This is a genomic window from Paenibacillus sp. CAA11 (assembly GCF_003060825.1).
GTDB lineage: Bacteria > Bacillota > Bacilli > Paenibacillales > Paenibacillaceae > Fontibacillus.
The window spans coordinates 3,829,413-3,846,591 of the sequence record NZ_CP028922.1; the positions used below are offsets into that span (position 1 = coordinate 3,829,413).

General features: G+C 51.1%; 15 protein-coding genes and 1 riboswitch. Of the genes, 1 reads left to right on the plus strand and 14 read right to left on the minus strand.

Going from position 1 to position 17,179, the window contains the following annotated elements:
* Positions 1 to 37: 37 nt before the first annotated feature.
* From DCC85_RS17910 to DCC85_RS17935, 6 genes are all read right to left on the minus strand, one after another.
* Positions 38 to 706, minus strand: coding sequence for a methionine ABC transporter permease (locus DCC85_RS17910; protein WP_108466801.1), 669 nt, complete (start codon positions 704 to 706; stop codon positions 38 to 40).
* Positions 707 to 1,720, minus strand: a complete 1,014-nt coding sequence (locus DCC85_RS17915) for a methionine ABC transporter ATP-binding protein (RefSeq protein ID WP_108466802.1) — start codon at positions 1,718 to 1,720, stop codon at positions 707 to 709.
* Between the two features lie 118 nt (positions 1,721 to 1,838).
* Positions 1,839 to 1,998, minus strand: a riboswitch (SAM riboswitch).
* A 111-nt stretch (positions 1,999 to 2,109) separates the two neighbouring features.
* Complete coding sequence (locus DCC85_RS17920; protein WP_108466803.1) at positions 2,110 to 2,823, minus strand: Cthe_2314 family HEPN domain-containing protein; 714 nt, start codon at positions 2,821 to 2,823, stop codon at positions 2,110 to 2,112.
* Between the two features lie 105 nt (positions 2,824 to 2,928).
* Positions 2,929 to 4,710: a UbiD family decarboxylase gene (locus DCC85_RS17925; protein ID WP_108466804.1), complete on the minus strand. Its 1,782-nt coding sequence runs from the start codon at positions 4,708 to 4,710 to the stop codon at positions 2,929 to 2,931.
* 170 nt (positions 4,711 to 4,880) lie between these two features.
* The gene (locus tag DCC85_RS17930) at positions 4,881 to 5,834 is read right to left on the minus strand and encodes a COX15/CtaA family protein (protein WP_108466805.1); all 954 of its coding nucleotides are present in this window, start codon (positions 5,832 to 5,834) and stop codon (positions 4,881 to 4,883) included.
* A gap of 157 nt (positions 5,835 to 5,991) precedes the next feature.
* Positions 5,992 to 6,339: a thioredoxin family protein gene (locus tag DCC85_RS17935; RefSeq protein ID WP_108466806.1), complete on the minus strand. Its 348-nt coding sequence runs from the start codon at positions 6,337 to 6,339 to the stop codon at positions 5,992 to 5,994.
* A 151-nt stretch (positions 6,340 to 6,490) separates the two neighbouring features.
* Here DCC85_RS17935 and DCC85_RS17940 point away from each other — a divergent pair, with 151 nt between their 5' ends.
* A complete protein-coding gene (locus DCC85_RS17940; protein ID WP_108466807.1) occupies positions 6,491 to 7,855 on the plus strand; it encodes a DUF2515 family protein in 1,365 nt (454 codons plus the stop codon).
* A gap of 10 nt (positions 7,856 to 7,865) precedes the next feature.
* Here DCC85_RS17940 and DCC85_RS17945 read toward each other — a convergent pair whose 3' ends face one another.
* The 8 genes from DCC85_RS17945 to DCC85_RS17980 all read right to left on the minus strand — a co-directional run bounded on the left by DCC85_RS17945 (position 7,866) and on the right by DCC85_RS17980 (position 16,976).
* Positions 7,866 to 9,503, minus strand: coding sequence for a putative polysaccharide biosynthesis protein (locus tag DCC85_RS17945; protein ID WP_108466808.1), 1,638 nt, complete (start codon positions 9,501 to 9,503; stop codon positions 7,866 to 7,868).
* 63 nt (positions 9,504 to 9,566) lie between these two features.
* On the minus strand, positions 9,567 to 10,049 hold the full coding sequence (locus tag DCC85_RS17950; protein ID WP_108467944.1) for a DUF456 domain-containing protein: 483 nt from the start codon (positions 10,047 to 10,049) through the stop codon (positions 9,567 to 9,569).
* A gap of 8 nt (positions 10,050 to 10,057) precedes the next feature.
* On the minus strand, positions 10,058 to 10,813 hold the full coding sequence (locus DCC85_RS17955) for a phosphoglycolate phosphatase (RefSeq protein WP_108466809.1): 756 nt from the start codon (positions 10,811 to 10,813) through the stop codon (positions 10,058 to 10,060).
* Between the two features lie 180 nt (positions 10,814 to 10,993).
* Positions 10,994 to 11,878: a metal ABC transporter permease gene (locus tag DCC85_RS17960; protein WP_108466810.1), complete on the minus strand. Its 885-nt coding sequence runs from the start codon at positions 11,876 to 11,878 to the stop codon at positions 10,994 to 10,996.
* A 3-nt stretch (positions 11,879 to 11,881) separates the two neighbouring features.
* Positions 11,882 to 12,835 (minus strand): metal ABC transporter permease, encoded by a 954-nt coding sequence (locus tag DCC85_RS17965; RefSeq protein WP_108466811.1) that lies wholly within the window; start codon positions 12,833 to 12,835, stop codon positions 11,882 to 11,884.
* A gap of 6 nt (positions 12,836 to 12,841) precedes the next feature.
* Complete coding sequence (locus DCC85_RS17970; protein WP_108466812.1) at positions 12,842 to 13,609, minus strand: metal ABC transporter ATP-binding protein; 768 nt, start codon at positions 13,607 to 13,609, stop codon at positions 12,842 to 12,844.
* A 44-nt stretch (positions 13,610 to 13,653) separates the two neighbouring features.
* Positions 13,654 to 14,625, minus strand: coding sequence for a metal ABC transporter solute-binding protein, Zn/Mn family (locus DCC85_RS17975; protein ID WP_108466813.1), 972 nt, complete (start codon positions 14,623 to 14,625; stop codon positions 13,654 to 13,656).
* A 329-nt stretch (positions 14,626 to 14,954) separates the two neighbouring features.
* Entirely contained in the window at positions 14,955 to 16,976 is a 2,022-nt protein-coding gene (locus tag DCC85_RS17980) for a peptidoglycan D,D-transpeptidase FtsI family protein (RefSeq protein WP_108466814.1), read from the minus strand.
* Positions 16,977 to 17,179: the final 203 nt, after the last annotated feature.

Here is a 17,179-nt window from a genome sequence, read left to right on the forward strand (position 1 = left end):
GAATAAGGACGAGCCACCATCTATATCTGTTATTTCCTTATTTCCGTGTAAAATGCACAACCAGCCTGTCGCCGATCATCTGCAGAATTTGCACCACGATCAGCATAAGCACGATGGCTATAATAGCCACCTCGGTCTCGAACCGGTAATATCCGTAGCGGATAGCAAGGTCTCCAAGACCGCCCCCGCCGACCATCCCGGACATTGCCGAGTAGGATACAAGCGTGACCGCCGTAATGGTTAAGCCGGCAATCAGGCCTGGCAGCGACTCCGGCAGCAGCACACGCCGGATCACTTGGCTCGTAGAGGCTCCCATCGCCTGCGCTGCCTCGATCACGCCGCGGTCTACCTCACGCAGGCTGGTCTCCACAAGACGGGCGAAGAAAGGAGCTGCGCCGATAACAAGCGGCGGAATGGTTCCCAGCACACCCATGCTGGTTCCGACCAACAGCTTGGTGAATGGCAGCAGGACGATAATCAGAATAATAAATGGTACGGAACGCAGTATATTTACAATCACGGAAAGCACCCGGTAAATCCACTTGTTTAGTATGGAATTAGAACGTGCTGTCATGAAAAGAATGACTCCGAGCGGCAAGCCGATGATAAATGTAAACAGGAGCGAGTAGGCCATCATTTTCAAGGTATCATAGGTACCGTTAAGCATTTCGTTCCAGTCTATGGTTGAGAAATCCAGACCCCACATTTATTCAATCACCTCCACATCAAGGTTGCGCTCAGTCAGCGTTTGCAGTGTCTTGTCGATCGCCCCTGAGTCTCCCTCGAAAGAGACAACCAGCTGCCCGTAAGGAACATCTTTGATTGTAGAGATGGTACCCTGCAGAATCGCAAAGTTCACGCCTGTCTCCTTCGCAACTTGGGATAGAACCGACTCATAGGTCGTTGCGCCAAGGAACGTAATCTTCACGGCGCGGGCGCCGGATTTAGCGGCCTTCAAGGCCTGCTTGAGCGAATCGCCGCTGATGGACTCGCGGAAGGCAAATTCCCGGGTTACCGGATGCTGCGGCTTCAGGAAAACCTCAGCCACTGGGCCTTCTTCAACAATTCCGCCCTGATGGATAACCGCTACCCGGTCGCAGATGCTCTGAATAACATGCATTTCATGGGTAATGAGCATGATGGTAAGCCCTAACTTTCGGTTAATATCCAGCAGCAGCCTCAGAATTGAGTCCGTGGTCTGCGGATCAAGTGCCGAAGTGGCTTCATCACAGAGCAGCACATCAGGGTCACTCGCTAGCGCACGGGCAATGCCGACACGCTGCTTCTGTCCGCCCGACAATTGAGACGGGTACTTCTTGCTGTGAGCCTCAAGTCCAACCAGAGCCAGCAGCTCCTCCACCTTCGCCTTGATCTTAGCTTTATCCGTACCGATCAGGGTCAGGGGAAATGCGATATTATCATAGACCGTTGCCGACGATAACAAGTTAAAGTGCTGAAAGATCATGCCGATTTTATGCCGTTGCTTCTGCAGCTGACGTTTGCCAAGGGAGGTCAGATTCACACCGCCTACCCAAACCTCTCCTTCAGTTGGACGTTCAAGCAAATTCACACAGCGGATAAGAGTACTCTTGCCCGCACCCGAATGCCCAATGACTCCGAAGATTTCTCCCTTTTTTACAGAGAGATTCAATCCGGACAAGGCGGTTGTTATTTTCTGCTTGCTGCCGTAGATCTTGGTGATTCCTTTTAATTCAATCAACCCAACATTCCCTCCTGTCTTCTAATACACGTTTTTAAGCTCATCTGCACGTCTCTTTATCATATAAAAAGAGCCCTCGGCAGAATTCCAAGGGCTCTATGCATGTAAGAGCTATACCTTCTCATCTGCCAGAATACATGATCATGTACTCTGAGGAATTAGCACCATGTCACTCGGGTAACTTATAAAGGGTCTCCTGCTTACTTGGACCATTTAATAGCCACCGAATCGGTTGCCGGGCTTCATCGGGCCTTTCCCTCCGCCTCTCTGGATAAGAAATATGAAATTATAAGAAAATAAATGTTATGTTTTCATAACTTGAAGATAGACTTAGTATAGAGACTCTCACATAGTTTGTCAAAGGGAAATTTTGCCCTTGGCAAATTAAATTACGGTTTGGCTTTTCGCCAATTTTTATTTGTATAATCAAATACGGTAAATACGGTGCTGAACACCATTTCGCAGCCATCTGCCAGGTCCTTGAGATGCTTGTCTAGGTCCTCCAGCTCGATCTTGCCATGCAGGGTTCGGTGGCGCTGCCAGAGATCGTCCTGCATTTCCGAGTTCATGTAATGAATCTCCGTATTTCTGCGGCGGCGCAATAGCCCAAGCGGCTCTTTATACTTTTCCTTCAGGTCACTCAGCTTATTTCCAAGCTCAAGGTGCACTTTCAAGTAACGAAACTGGCGCAGCACGGTAAAATAAGAAAAGTGCGGCTTGACCTTGGCCGTGTTCAGCTCGTATAGATCGTTCAGCAAAGTTCCGAGCTTGTCCAATAGCGAGAACAATCGTATAAAACCATCTTTATAAAAATACACATACCGGGCATAATCGCTTTTCTCCTGCGGCTGCATTTCATCAATATAGTCGGTCGTCACCTTTTTTCTGAAAAAAGCGGCAGCATACGCACTCTGCTCCAGCTCATCAATCGAGGAAATCAGCCCCCGTGTCCAAATCTCCAGGCGGCGGTAATCATGGGTAGGATCATCGTTCTTATCCATTTCCCGCTCCAGCTTATGCAGCGTCTCTACCATGGCGTTCATCGCGTCCTGAAGCAGTCCCTCATTCTCTCTAGGCGGTTCTCCCAGCAGCGTTCGCAGCATCCCTATCCCTCGCTTTGTGTATGATCTATAAGCTGATATGCCGCGGTTGTAAGCTATGCTGCGATATCAGACCTCTTGGCTTATTTTTCGTTTGTACTCTAAAGTTTACCCTTGAAAATAGGTTTTCCAACGTTCATCCACCAATTTCACAATATCCTCACGCGGGAACAGCTCATCCGGGTATCCCGGTTTCATGCGGGCATCAATCACCAGCGGCAGGCTGTAAGCCAGATGGTGCTGGCGGACCTCAGCCCCAGAATAAATATCGGTCGCCGGGTTGAACCGCGTGAAGACCGTCCAGAGGAACTTATTCGTACTTGCTGCTACCTCGGCTGCGTCGTCCACGAGCACAACCAGCGGCCAGGCTGTTCCCCGTTCACGCAGACGGGAGAGTACACGGGATGCAAGCTCTGGCTCGCGCTCATAGGAGGCTCCGGATACCACCAGGCAGCCCTCGATGAACGGAGCGATCTTATCGATCTCCGCAATGTCGCCTTCATCATAGTGTACAGGCAGCTCGCGAACCGGATCACCGACACCGATCAGGATCGCCTTGCTGCCGTGATTCAGACGCTTCCCTGTATAATCCAGCGTGTCATGGGACGTGTTGTTGAAGATAAACAGGTCTGTCGCTGGATTGAAGCGCTCCAGAATCGTCCGAAGGAGTGTATTGAAGTCGGCTAAATCCACAGCCGCATCTGTCAGCATCAGGAACTTGGTGAGCGAGAGCTGCCCTTGCCCGAGAATCTGGAAGCCTGCCACCAGAGCCTCCCGGGAATAGCGCTCTTTCACCCGAGCAGAAGCAAGGGAATGGTGCCCTGTCTCGCCATAGGTCCATACTGTAAGCACGGAAGGCATCACCATAGGGAACGCTGGAGACAGCAACTTCTGCAGAAAGTCGCCCAAATAGTAGTCCTCCTGACGCGGCTTACCGACAATCGTTGCTGGATAGATGGCATCCTTGCGGTGCCACATATGATTTACATTAAGCACTGGGAAATCGTGCTGCAGTGAATAATAACCGTAGTGATCGCCAAACGGTCCTTCCGGACGGCGTTCATGCGGCGGTACAAATCCATGAATCGCGAATTCCGCCTCAGCCGGTATGCGGTGGCCTCCAAGCGGATTCTCCGCCATAGGCAGGCGTTCCCCCAGCACGAAGGAAGTAAGCAGCAGCTCCGGCAAATGCTCCGGCAGCGGAGCAATCGCTGAAGCAATCAGCGCAGGAGGCCCGCCGAGGAAGATGGAGACCGGAAGCGGCTCATTACGCTGCTCAGCTTCATGATAATGGAAGCCTCCGCCCTTATGGATCTGCCAGTGGATTCCCGTGGTCTGATCATCGTACAGCTGGATCCGGTACATGCCCAGATTATGATCCTTCGGCCGCAGCGGGCTTTCGGTATAGACCAGCGGCAGGGTCAGAAACGGCCCTCCATCCTCCTGCCAGCTAGTGACCTTCGGCAATTCAGCCAGCGGCTTGTCCGTCCGGCACATCTGCAGCACCGGCGCATCGGCCTTCGAGACCGTCTTCGGCATACTGCCGACGCCGATCTTCATCAAATCCCACAGCAGTCCCCGTTCCTCCCAAAGCGCTTTAGGAGTTGGCGGAAGCAAGGTTTCAAGCGCGCCAACCAGACGGTTCGCCAACATTTCCGGCTTCGGACCAAAGGCCATATCGACCCGGCGGACCGTGCCGAACAAGTTGGTGGCAACGGGAAAGGGCGTGCCTTTTACATTTGTGAACAGCAGCGCTGGCCCACCCTCTTCAATGACCCGGCGGTGAATTTCCGCCAGCTCTAGATAAGGATCGACAGGCGCTTCAATAATAGCAAGATCATTCTCCTTGCGGAGCGCTTCGATCCATTGACGTAAATTTTTATAACTCAAGAAGTTCCCTCCCACATTAAATCCTTAATTCATTATGTACCTAAAGTAGGTCACGGGTGCAAGCTTTATCCTAGATAAACAGGCCCTCAAGGAGGGAAATCCGCCTTATAGGGCCTGCAGTAATTCATAGAGCTTCTATAAATATTACTTCAATTCAAGGGTGTTGTCGATCAGATATCCAGATGTCCATTGTTCGTGTTCTTAGGCGTACGGCTTAGCTGCCAGGTTCGTACACTCATATAGCAAAGCAGCCCGAACAGAACTTCAATTACAAGAATATGCGCGATAGAAGTAAAGAGATACCAGTTGTAATCATTCACCGTGTACACTACGGAAATACCGACTAGGATCTGCAGGAAAATCAGCAGAATCGAGGCAAGGCCCAAGCCTTTGATCTCACGGTTCCCCTTCGGATTTCGGTAAGCATAGTGGGCCAGCACAGCAATGACCACAAAGAGCAGCACAGCGGCCGCGCGGTGCATGAACTGAATCCCCTCACCGCCCGAGAGTGGTGCAAGCTTGCCGTTACAGAGCGGCACGCCCGAGCAGGCTCCAGCCGAATCCGTGTGTGTAACATAAGCGCCGGTATAAACAACGAGGTACGTGTAAATGGTTGTAAAAATCGTCAGATTGCGAAGCTTCTTGGACACCCCCAAGGCAGGCAGTGCAGGGAGCTGGCGCTCGGACCGATGCTGTTCCCTCATCCCTAGGGAGAGCATTAACGAGCTGGCAAAGGCAATCAGCGCGAACCCTAAGTGAAGGGCCATAATAGGTGCTGATTGTGAATACACTACAGCAAGCGCCCCCATAATTGCCTGAATCACTACAAAAATCAGGGAGAGCAGGGAGAACACGCGCAAATCGCGACGGTTCTTACGGTAAATTATGATGGCCACAAAGGCTGCCAAGGCAAGCAATCCAGCCATTCCGCTGACCATACGGTGCGAATATTCAATTAGAGAAGCAACGGTATGGGCAGGTACAAATTTGCCGTTACAGAGCGGAAACTGGTTACCGCAGCCAAGACCGGACTCTGTCTTCGTTACGACACCTCCGCCAAATGTGGCAAAAAACATAAATAAACTGGATGCATAACTAAGCCATTTCAGCTGTTTAGTGTTCAATTGTTTTCACCCGCGATACTTTAAATTTAGAACGCTTCTTATTTCATAATCATTATAACGGATAAAAAAGCTCATATCACAGGCGACTTGTGACAATATGTTCAAATATGCAAAAAACACCCCCCTAAAAGGGGAGTGTTGTGATATATAGGGTTGATTATTTATTAGACAATGAACTATAAACCGCGTGGGCTTTATCTAGAAAGTCCTCAATTTCCTCGCGGGACTTCCGCAGCTTATTCACAAAGCGCACCAGTTCCTTGCCATTGGCGTAAGCTACGAAGCTTGGAATACCCAGTATGTTCTGCTCGCTGCTGATCTCTTCCAGCTGCTCTACATCCGCTTCAATCAATGTCAGACGATCCTTGTATTTCTCTTCCACTTCCGGCATAAACGGATCAATGAACTTGCAGTCTACGCACCAGTCTGCTTTAAATACAGCCACGGTCAACCTGTCTGAGCCAGTCTCCTCACGGAACTCTGCTGCTGTTGTTACTTTCTTCATGTTCCTCCACCCTTTCCATACATAAACTGATTAACCTGCTAAAGCCCTATCCGAAACAGGGCTCGCTTAACTCTAGTAGATCAAACCCGAGATTGGAAGTCAAATCATCAGGCCATACTAAGAGATAAGATTGGATGAAAGGAAGCGACCTATGCACGATCCGCAGCATTCCTCAGGCCCAGACCAAGGGCAGCTCACCCCCTTGTCCCGCCGGCTGCTCACCCTTCCTTCCGCGATGCTCAAAGTGCTGAAGAACAAAGCGGAGGGCTTCACCGCATCCGGACAGCTGCGGGAGGAGCGGGTGCGGCTGGATTGGAGCGAGCCCGCCGCACGCGCTGTGCGCTCCGAAATCGAGAGCTTGCTTAGACGCGGGGACACGGAGAGACGAACCGAATTAGACGCTCACCCCAATACCGAATCGGCTTCCGAGACGGAAGTTGAACTCATCAAAGAGATTTCGGAAGCTACCCGGCTGGCTGGGCGCAGCAATATCACCCGAACTGAAGCCTATTTAGGCATTTATCAGGCCTATCCTGAGCTGCACTGGGCATTCCTTGCTCACCTGGTATCCCGTAATGCCGGCTACAATATGAGCGATCTCAAGGGAGGACCGGCTCACCCTCTGTTGTCTAGCCCAGATAAATCTCATTATTACCGCTTCATCGAACGCAGCAATGCGCTGATCTTCCAAGATGCCTATCCCCAGCTCCTGCTGTATCAGAAGAGCCGTGAAGCCGGGCGCAGTTATTTCCATCTGCTTCCCGCCTTCCATGTCAGCCGGTTTATGCGCCCCTTCTGGGACCGATTCTGGGTGGACCGCTGCAGCGCCCTGTTATCCGTTGGACTGATTATCAACGAGCAGAACTATATTGAGAGACGGGTAGTTCAGCACCCTTTCTTCCAGCGGCAGGTCACCTCGAGGCCCAGCTTCAGGCTGACCGGCTGGGCGGGACTGAACCAGGTTGTATTTCCGCTGCCAGCCCGGACAGAGCTGCCTGATCCGCCGGAGCATCCCGGTGGCCAAAAGGCTGAAGTCCGGCTGGCCGGACGCATTCTTAGCGATTTCGGCAGCCTGTCTAGCCGAATTGGATTCGGCAAGCATCTCTATGCCTTACTCTTTGGTCTTAAGGCTGTGCGGGATGGAACCTTTTCCTTTGCTGGCTCTGTGCCTCATACCGGCTCTCGCGCAGATTATTGGCCGCGAATCTTCACGCCCATACAGGAAGAAGCTCTGACCTCTTTGGAACAAGGGTCAGAGCTTCTTCAGAACGGCCAGCTGCCACAGGGCAGACGGATTTACAGTCCAGAGCTGCTTGATGTCTGGAACGACACGGGCTATGAGCCAATCAGCCGAGAAGACTGGCTGCAGGATCACAGCGCCATCGACGGCATTCATGCGCCCCATCTCCCCTACTTATGCGATATAAGCCGGGAGCATCGGATTAGTCTTATGAAGCGGGTGCTTGCACATGATGCCGCGGAAGCTTCTGAAACCGCCGGCAACGACAATCTTTAAGTCAAAGCCTTTAGCCTTCTGAATGGCTTCGGCTTGAAGCTGGAGCAAATCGCATCAAAGGCTGAAGCAGTTTGCGAACCGGACGCGGATAGCTGTCCAGCTCTTCGCGACGAATTACCCGAAGTAGAATCAGCATCAGCGGGTAGATAGCGACCGTAGCCAACCCAACGATGCAGCAGGTAATGAAGAAGGCAATCCGCGGCGAGATGAACGATACAAGCTGAATCCCTGCCTGATTCAGGCCATACCCCACCAGAGCGAGGATGACCACGGTGACCAGGAAGCCTACCCACCGTCTTCCCATAATGGAGAAGGGAACGATTTTCTTCAAGGAACGCAGGTTCAGCAGAGTGATCACCAGGAAGCAGAGGCCTGTCCCGGCCACAATTCCATAAATACCAAACAATGGAGCCAGCGCCAAGCTAGCCACCAGCTTCACAACAATCCCGAACAGCACATGAACCATGGACAGGTTCGGCTTGCCGAGCCCAAGCAGAATAGAGCTTGAGGTGGACATCGTAATTTGGAATATGGTTCCAAAGGTGAGCAGAGCGATAATCCCGCTGCCGTCCAGGCTGCTGAACAGAAGGCCGTTGACTGAATAAGCCGCCGTACAAAGCACCAGCACAATCGGCATCCCGGTCAGAATAGCTATGCGCATCGCCAGTGTAGTCTGCTTCTGCAGATGGGCCATATCCTTGCGTGCAAAGGCCGCTGAGATCACTGGGATCAGCGAGGTGCTGAGCGCAATGGACAGGATCGGCGGAATGCCGGCGATGCTCTGTGCGCGGCTACCCAAGATCCCCAGCGTCTGTGTCGCCAGATGCTCCCCAACCTGTCCGATCAAGAGCGGCTTCACAATGGAGCTGTCAATGAAGTTGACGGCCGGTATAGCCAGCGAGGAAAGCACAATGGGAATCGACAGCTTAAAGATATCGCCATAGATCTTCATAAGCGGCAGAGGAGCATTGCCCGCCGCCAAATCCTCCAGCTGCAGCGAATGGTCCGCCTTGCGCAGCTGGAAGGTGAAGTACAACATCACGCCGAACGCGCCGATGCTGCCCAGCACGCCGCCAAAGGAAGCCCCGGCAGCCACATTCTCATCCGAGAAGCCGGCATGCAGCAGCACGAGCGCAAGGCCGATGGCCGTTGCAACACGCAGAATCTGCTCCACAATCTGTGAGATTCCACCTGCTGTCATGTTCCCTCTGCCTTGGAAATACCCGCGCATCATCGAGATGGTCGGGAACAGCAGCAGAGCTGGCGCGAGCGCTCTCAGCGCCGGCGTAGCTTCCGGTGTGGAAATCATCGACGTGTACACAGGCGCGAGTACATACAGCAGCACTGTGATCACCACACCTACAATGCCCGAGAAAATCAACGCGGCTTGATAAATCCGCTTGGCTTCGCTCGGACGCTGGAGGGCATAGCGCTCGGATACCATTTTGCTAAGCGTGCTTGGGATTCCTGCGGTAGCCACTGTCAGTATTAAGAGATACACGTTATTAGCTACGGTAAAGGCCGAGTTGCCTGCCGCTCCAAAAATATGCTCGAGCGGAACGCGCTGTACCATCCCAAGCAGCCGCGCAACCAGCGCAGCCGCCGCCAGAATCAGCGTTCCTTTGATAAACGACTCTTTCTTAGACAAACGAAATTCCCTTCTTTCCCCGAAATACCCGCAATAATACGAGCCGTCTCATCATAACTGCTTCTATATAATAAGCCAAATGAAAAATACCACAATCATCACAATTTGAAGGATGATCTTCACAACCATGCTGCTAAACAAGCCTACTACCGAGCCTACGCCGACCTTCAAAGACTTCTTCAGCGGAGATCCGGAGAACATCTCCCCAATCACAGCGCCAATGAAAGGGCCCAGAATCAGACCGAAGGCAGGAATGACAAACGGTCCGATAATGGCCCCGATGGTGCTCAGCCAGACGGAGGCTTTACTGCCTCCAAAGCGTTTCACGCCCCAAGCGCCTACCGCATAGTCGGCAATTAACAGCACCGCTACGATCAAAGTTTGCAGGGTCCAGAATACCCAACCAAACGGCTCGAACGAGAAGAACCAGCCATAGGCGAAGAAGGCGGCATAGACCGCAACAACCCCGGGAAGAACAGGAATTACCGCCCCGGCGAGGCCAATGGCAAACAATCCTATGATAACGATCCAGCCGATAACATCGATCAAGCCGTTCACTCCTTCATGTCAAATATGAATTTGCGGATGACCTCTGCGATTCCATCTTCATTATTAGACGATGTCACATAGTCCGCATTCTCTTTCACTGCAATCTGGGCATTGCCCATGGCTACCCCAAGTCCGGCTGCCTGAATGGCGGCCATATCGTTAAGACTATCGCCGACCGCAATGGTCTCCTCCATACGGATTCCCAGCAGATCACAAACGATGCGAATTCCTGTAGCTTTATTAACTCCCTGCGGATTAATCTCCAAATTATAAGGGGAAGAGTTGGTAATCTCCAGTCCGCCCATCTCCTGCAGCAGCATAAGAATTTCATGACGCACCTGATCATCCTCTGTATGGAAGCCAAATTTCACCCACTCTTTCTCATCCAGAAGCTTATCGTCCCAATTCTTCTCATTGTACAAATCCTCTACAGAGTGAGCCCAGAACCAGGCGTTCTTTTCCCGGGCAATATTATACATACGGGAGACCAGCTCCTTATCGAGCAGCTCTCTTCTGTACAGCTCTTGAGGATTTCGCCATACCTCACTGCCGTTGACGGTAATCATCGGAGTCTGGAGCCCCAGCTCCACTCCAAAGTCAATAGCTTCGTCATAGGATCTTCCGGTGGACAAGCAGACATGTACGCCCGCCTCTGAAGCTTTGCGAATCCACTTCGCGGTCTCCGGAGAAATTTGGTGATTATCTGTAAGCAAGGTTCCATCCATATCTAGTGCTAATAGCCGGTATTTCAATTGTTTCATCCTCCATCCCTCTTGTCTGTCTCTCTCACGCCATTTTACCATAACCCATAGGAAGCGACCAACAGCTAACACTCCTTCTTCTTCTTTATCCAAGAGAAAGACCCCTATTCTGAATTCACAGCAAAAAGCGAAACCCTGCCCTTAAGGTAAGGTTCCGCTTTAATTATCGCTTATATTAACTTAGGCTGCCGCCGCTGATTTCAATTGTCTGCGTCTAGAGAGACGGGAGACTAGCCCGTGCAGCGGAGAGAAAATCAAGGCAAGCACAAAGAGAATACCTGCTACGACAATCATAGCCCCGGCAATGGAGGCATCCAGCCATACAGCCGCATAATATCCGCCAGCAGAACTGACGATGCCAATCAAGACGCTGTAGCCGAGCATGAGGCTCAGCCGGTCCGTAAGAAGATATGCCGTGGCTGCCGGTACAATTAACATGCCTACGACTAGAATAGCACCTACACTTTCAAATGAGGCTACCGTAGACAGAGAGACCAGCCCCATCAGCAGGTAATGGAACAGCGCTACGGGAATGCCACAGGCGAAGGCCAGCGACGGATCGAAGGCACAGATCTTGAACTGCTTATAGAACAGGCCGATCACAAGCAGAATCAGCAGCAGTGTGCCTCCTAGCATCCATACGGCTGCCGGTCCAAGATCATATCCGGCGACGATCAAGGTGTCCCATTGTACGTAGGCAATTTCACCGAACAGCACACAATCGAGATCAAGGTCAATATGCGAGGCGTTGCGGCTGATCAGGATGACTCCGATGGCGAACAACGCCGTGAAGACAATGCCGATGGAGGCATCGGATTGCAGACCTCCTCGCTGCAGAAACTGAATCAGGAAGACCGTGATCAATCCCAGCACCGCAGCCCCCAGCAGCATCAAGATTGAATCTCTGCTTCCGCTGAGCAGAAAGGCAATGGCAATCCCCGGCAGGACCGAGTGGCTAATCGCGTCCCCGATCAGCGCCATGCGGCGAAGGATCAAGAAGCAGCCCAGAATGCCGCAGGAGGCGGCAACAAGCGCTCCGGTGAGTATAATCCAAAAGTCAGCCATCCGCTATACCTCCCTTCCACCAGAATTCAGCGGCTCCTGTTGAACCGCGCTGGTCGCAAGCCGCGATTGCAGATAGTCGGCGCGGACTCTGCGTCGCTCCAGCAATTTGGCTAAAGCCCCCCGTTTAGGCGCAATCAGGGCTGAGACTGCAAACAAGGCTGTAGCTGCCAGCACCGTGACCGGTCCGGTAGGAAGGTTCGACAGTCCCGAGCTGATCAAGGTTCCCGCCGCCCCGCTGACCGCACCAAAGATCCCTGCCAGGTTCACCATCCAGCCCAGCTTGTCGCTCCAATATCTAGCCCCTACGGCAGGAGTAATCAGCAGGGCGGCAATAAGAACCACACCTACAGCCTGAATTCCGACAACAACCGCCACAACTGTCATTAAGAGCAGCAGCTGTTCCAGCAGGGAGACAGGATAGCCAAGGCCCTTGGCAAAACCCGGATCAAAGCTGACCAGCTTGAATTCCTTGAAGAGCAGGGCACACAGCACAACCAAAACCAATGACACGCCAGCCATAGTATAGACGTCCACGAGCATCATGGAGGCAGCCTGGCCGAACATGTACTTATCCAGGCCGCTCTGATTGCCATTACCGCTGTGCTGAATTTGAGTCATCAGCACGACCCCTATGCCAAAGAATACGGACAGCACGATGCCCATCGCCGCATCCTGCTTAATTCGGGTGTAGCGCGTAATGGCATAAATCCCAAACGTCGCTAGCATGCCGGATAGGATCGCCCCCAGCAGGAACAGTCCGACCGACTTAATCCCGCTCAGCATGAAGGCAATGCAGATGCCTGGCAAGGCGGCATGAGCAAGGGTGTCCCCCAGCAGACTTTGCTTGCGAAGATAGGCGAAGGAACCGATAACTCCGCTGCCTAGACCAAGCAGCAGACAGCCCAGCAGAATCCAGCGTATATTCGGATCGTTCAGCATACCCATTAGCCAATCCATCTTATATCACCTCGAGACCGGCAGTATCGCCGACGATTCCGTATCCTTAATCAATGCAATGCGCCCTCCGTAAGTACGCTGGAGCTGATCCGCAGTAAATACTTCCGCTGTAGGTCCTTCAGCGATCAGCTCCCCGTTAATGAGCAGAATATGATCGAAGTATTCCTCCACTGTCGCTAAATCATGGTGAACGACCAGTACAGTGCATCCCTGTGACTTTAGCTCGTGCAGCAGAGCAATGATCGCCTTCTCGGTTCTTGCGTCTACGCCGGCAAACGGCTCATCCATGAAATATAAATCCGCCTGCTGGGCAAGCGCCCGGGCCAGGAACACCCGCTGCTGCTGGCCGCCGGACAGCTGGCTGATCTGCCGCCCGGCAAAGTCAGCCATTCCTACCTTCGCCAAACATTCCATCGCGAGGCGTCGCTCCTCTGCGCCGGGCCGTTTGAACCAACCTAAGGCTCCATAGCGTCCCATCATCACAACATCCAGCGCGTTTGTCGGAAAGTCCCAGTCCACAGATTCGCGCTGGGGCACATAGCCAACCCGGCTGCGCTGCTGCTTATAGTCTTTGCCGTAAATAGACACCCTGCCATCCACCTTCGGAATGAGGCCGAGAATGGCCTTAATCAATGTGGATTTTCCCGCACCATTCGGCCCAAGCACACCGATTAGCTTTCCCTCCGGCAGCTGGAAGGAGACATTCTTCAACACCGGCTTCTTCTGATATGCAACAGTAAGCTGTTCAACCCGCAGAGGTATTTGTTCAAACATAGCCTCTTCCCTCCCATAAATCCGTCTTTTATATATTTGCTGCTCTATTTAAGCGCCTCTACAATCGTGTCAACATTGTGGCGTACCATCTTGATATAGGTATCCGCCTCCGAGCCCGGGTCTCCCATAGAATCTGAGTAGAGCTCCCCTCCAATCCGAACATCATGCCCCTTCTCCTTGGCCCCGGCGATAACTGCCTCCATCGATTTGGTAGGAATACTGGACTCTACAAACACCGCCTTAATCCGCTGCTCCACTAGAAAATCTCTTAGTGCGCCAACATCCTTGGAACCATATTCCGCCGCTGTGCTGATCCCTTGAAGTCCCATCACTTTAATGTGGTAGGCATCTCCGAAATACCCGAAGGCATCATGCGCTGTCACAAGCACCCGACCTTCCTCGGGAATTTGGGCAATTTTATCTTGAATTTCCTTGTCTAGTTCCTCCAACTCTTTAATATATGCATCCGCATTTGCTTGGTACATCCCAGCATGCTGCGGATCATAAGCGGACAGCGCCTGCTCAATAGTCTGTGCCGCACTGACCCAATGCTTCACATTGAACCAAATATGAGGATCGTATTCGGTACCTCCTGTATCCTTACCTGAACGAAGCAAAGACGGGTCTATATTTTTGGAGACAGCAATGACCGGTTTTTTATTCTCCAACTTCTCAAGAATTTCAGTCATCTTCCCTTCAAGGTGCAACCCGTTATAGAAAACAAGGTCTGCCTGATCAAGCTTGCGAATATCCCCCTGAGACGCTTTGTACAAATGCGGATCCACGCCCGGCCCCATCAGCCCAATAACCTTAACCTCATCCCCACCAATTTCCTCGACTACATCAGTAATCATGCCGATTGTGGCCGTCACCTGAATCGGATGATCCTGATCTGTCCGGGTGGCATGTTCCCCTTCTCCATCAACCCTTGAGCAGGCTGCCACGATAACCAGCATAATAACGCTCAGTGTAATCTTGGCACGCTGAAGCGGGCTTTTCTTAGTTTGCAGTTCCATATTTCTCCCTCCCCCAAAACGTTATTCTTGTCTTAAACCCACTTTCTTGTCCACAGGAATAATTTTTATCTGATATCATCTTTGTTGTCTACGACTAATAATGTTTCCCTAATGCAAATTCTAATCGATAGAAAGGCGAATATCAAGGGGGAATTCACCTAATGTTTGGAAAAATGTCACCTTCCATGCGCAAAAAAGGCTGTACCATTACTGGCACAGCCCTTTTTGCAATGCTATATAGATTGAACTAAAGTTTTACATTGATCTTTCTATATTTAACAGCCTAATGCGGCCCTACAACATTCGTTTCTTTAGTTCATTCTATCTAACTATTCATTTGTTTTGCTGTCTGTCGCCGACTTCAGGGTCTTCTTCGGCACGCCGTCGAGCCCATATTGATAATCGTAAGCATCAAAGATTTTGCGGGCTACCGGCGCAGCACTTTGTGCACCAAAGCCGCCCTCTGGAATCACTACAGCAACGGCCAGCTTCGGATTTTTGCGGGGAGCGAAAGCAATAAACACCCCGTTATCCGTCTGAATTCGCCGTCCATCCTTATAAACATCCTGTGTGGACGTTCCTGTCTTCCGCGCAAAATCATACGGGAAGTCATCAAACGCGCTGACCTTTGTAGCCATTCCTTTGATAACTTCATCCCAATAGCTCTTCTTGAAATCAACCTTGTTAAGCACCTTAGGCGTAAATTGCTTAACTACCTTTCCCTGCTGATCCGTGATCTTATCTACAAGCTGCGGCTGCAGCCGCTTGCCCCGGTTGGCCAGCATGGCCGTGTACTGTGCAAGCTGCAAGGTCGTATATTTCCCTTGCTGGCCCCAAGTGGAATAGACTAGGCGGGAGAGAACTGTTTCTTTCTTATTCATATATTCCCGATATCCCAAATACTCTTTGGGGAGGTCTACCTCTGTTGATACTCCTAGGCCAAACTGCTTCATATACTTATCCCATTTGTCGATTCCTTGTTCATGGTACTTCTTATACAGCAATTTACTGATCATGTCGACCATGAAAACGTTAGAAGAATGCTTGATCGCCTCCGCCGGAGATTTTAAATAACCATAGTTGTGACCCTGAGAGTTCCGCACACTGCCAGAATCATTCTTACCGAAGTGCGTAATCCCCCGGTCCGTATAAGGAGTTGAGGTACTAAACAACTTCTCATTCAATCCGATCAATACGGACAACGGTTTGATGGTGGAGCCCATGAGAACCACGGATTCCAGATCATGTCCGGAGCGTCCCGACATGTACGGAGTAATCGTTCCATTTTGATAATTCTCAATGTTCCAGCCCTTATTGTTGTTAGGATCATAATCCGGCATGCTCGCCATAGCGACAACCTTGCCGGTGTCTACCTCTATCGCTACCGCATATCCAGTCTGTGCGTTCGGATGCGTCTTACCGCTTACCGCATGGGTATGCAGCCATTTCAGCTGGTCGGTAATCGCCTCCTGGGTCTTCTGCTGAACATAGGAATCAATGTTAGTGTGCACATCATTCCCTTTAACGGGAGGAATGATGTCCGACACGCCGTCCGCCATATTCTGCTGGTTGATCGGCACGCTCTTGTACCCGTTCTTGCCCCGCAGCTCGGACTGATATTGATACTCTAATCCGTCATAGCCGACATCCTCGGTATCGATATATTGTTCGGATGGATCTGTAGACTGCGCTTCTCTAAGCTCTTTATAGAACGGCAAACTGTAGGATGCACCTTTGAATTTCTTGACATAACCGATGGTTTGTACCGCAATAGAGTTTGAAGCGTAATGCCGGATGCTCTCCTCTACAACATCAATACCAGGAAAGTCTTCTTTGTGTTCCATGAAATAAGCGACTTCTTTATCCGTCAAATCCACCTTCAGTCGGCGTGGTGCATACCCACCATTGATCTTGGAATCAAGGTCCATCGCTTTGACTACATCATCAACGGTCAGCTTCTCTCCTTTGGGATTTCCATATTTATTGAAGACCGCAACAATGTCAGCTGCAAGCTTCATAGCCTCTGGGCGATTCTTCGCCCCCGTGTTCTTGCTGTAGTCTTTGAGCAAGGTCATATATAAAGACTGCACAGGCGTGGAATAAGCCAATTTCACATTATCCCGGGAAATAATCGAGCCTCTGGAAGGAGGCAGCGGAACATTCTTCACATTCAAGCTGCTTTCCTGCGCCGACAGCGTAGGTCCTTCAACAAATTGAATAATGGCGAGACGAACAATAATGACAGTAAAGATTGCAAATGCGCTAAAAAAGAAAATATTGAGCCTGATATTAAAATGACGACGGCGCGATGCTTCCTCCTGGCGAGGATCCTCGCTGTACGCTTTCTTCATCCTTAGTTTCTCCCACCCTTTTGCCTAAATCATTTTGCGTTCTTTATTTTAACATAGGTTAAATGCCTACTGCGAATGTTTCCATTATAAGCTATCCAGGGGGAATATTATTGCAGAACAAATATCCCTTACTCTAGTAACGATGCAGAGGGGGACAAGGTTTCTATAATGCAAATTTTTTCTCTTTTCAGTGAACTAACAGC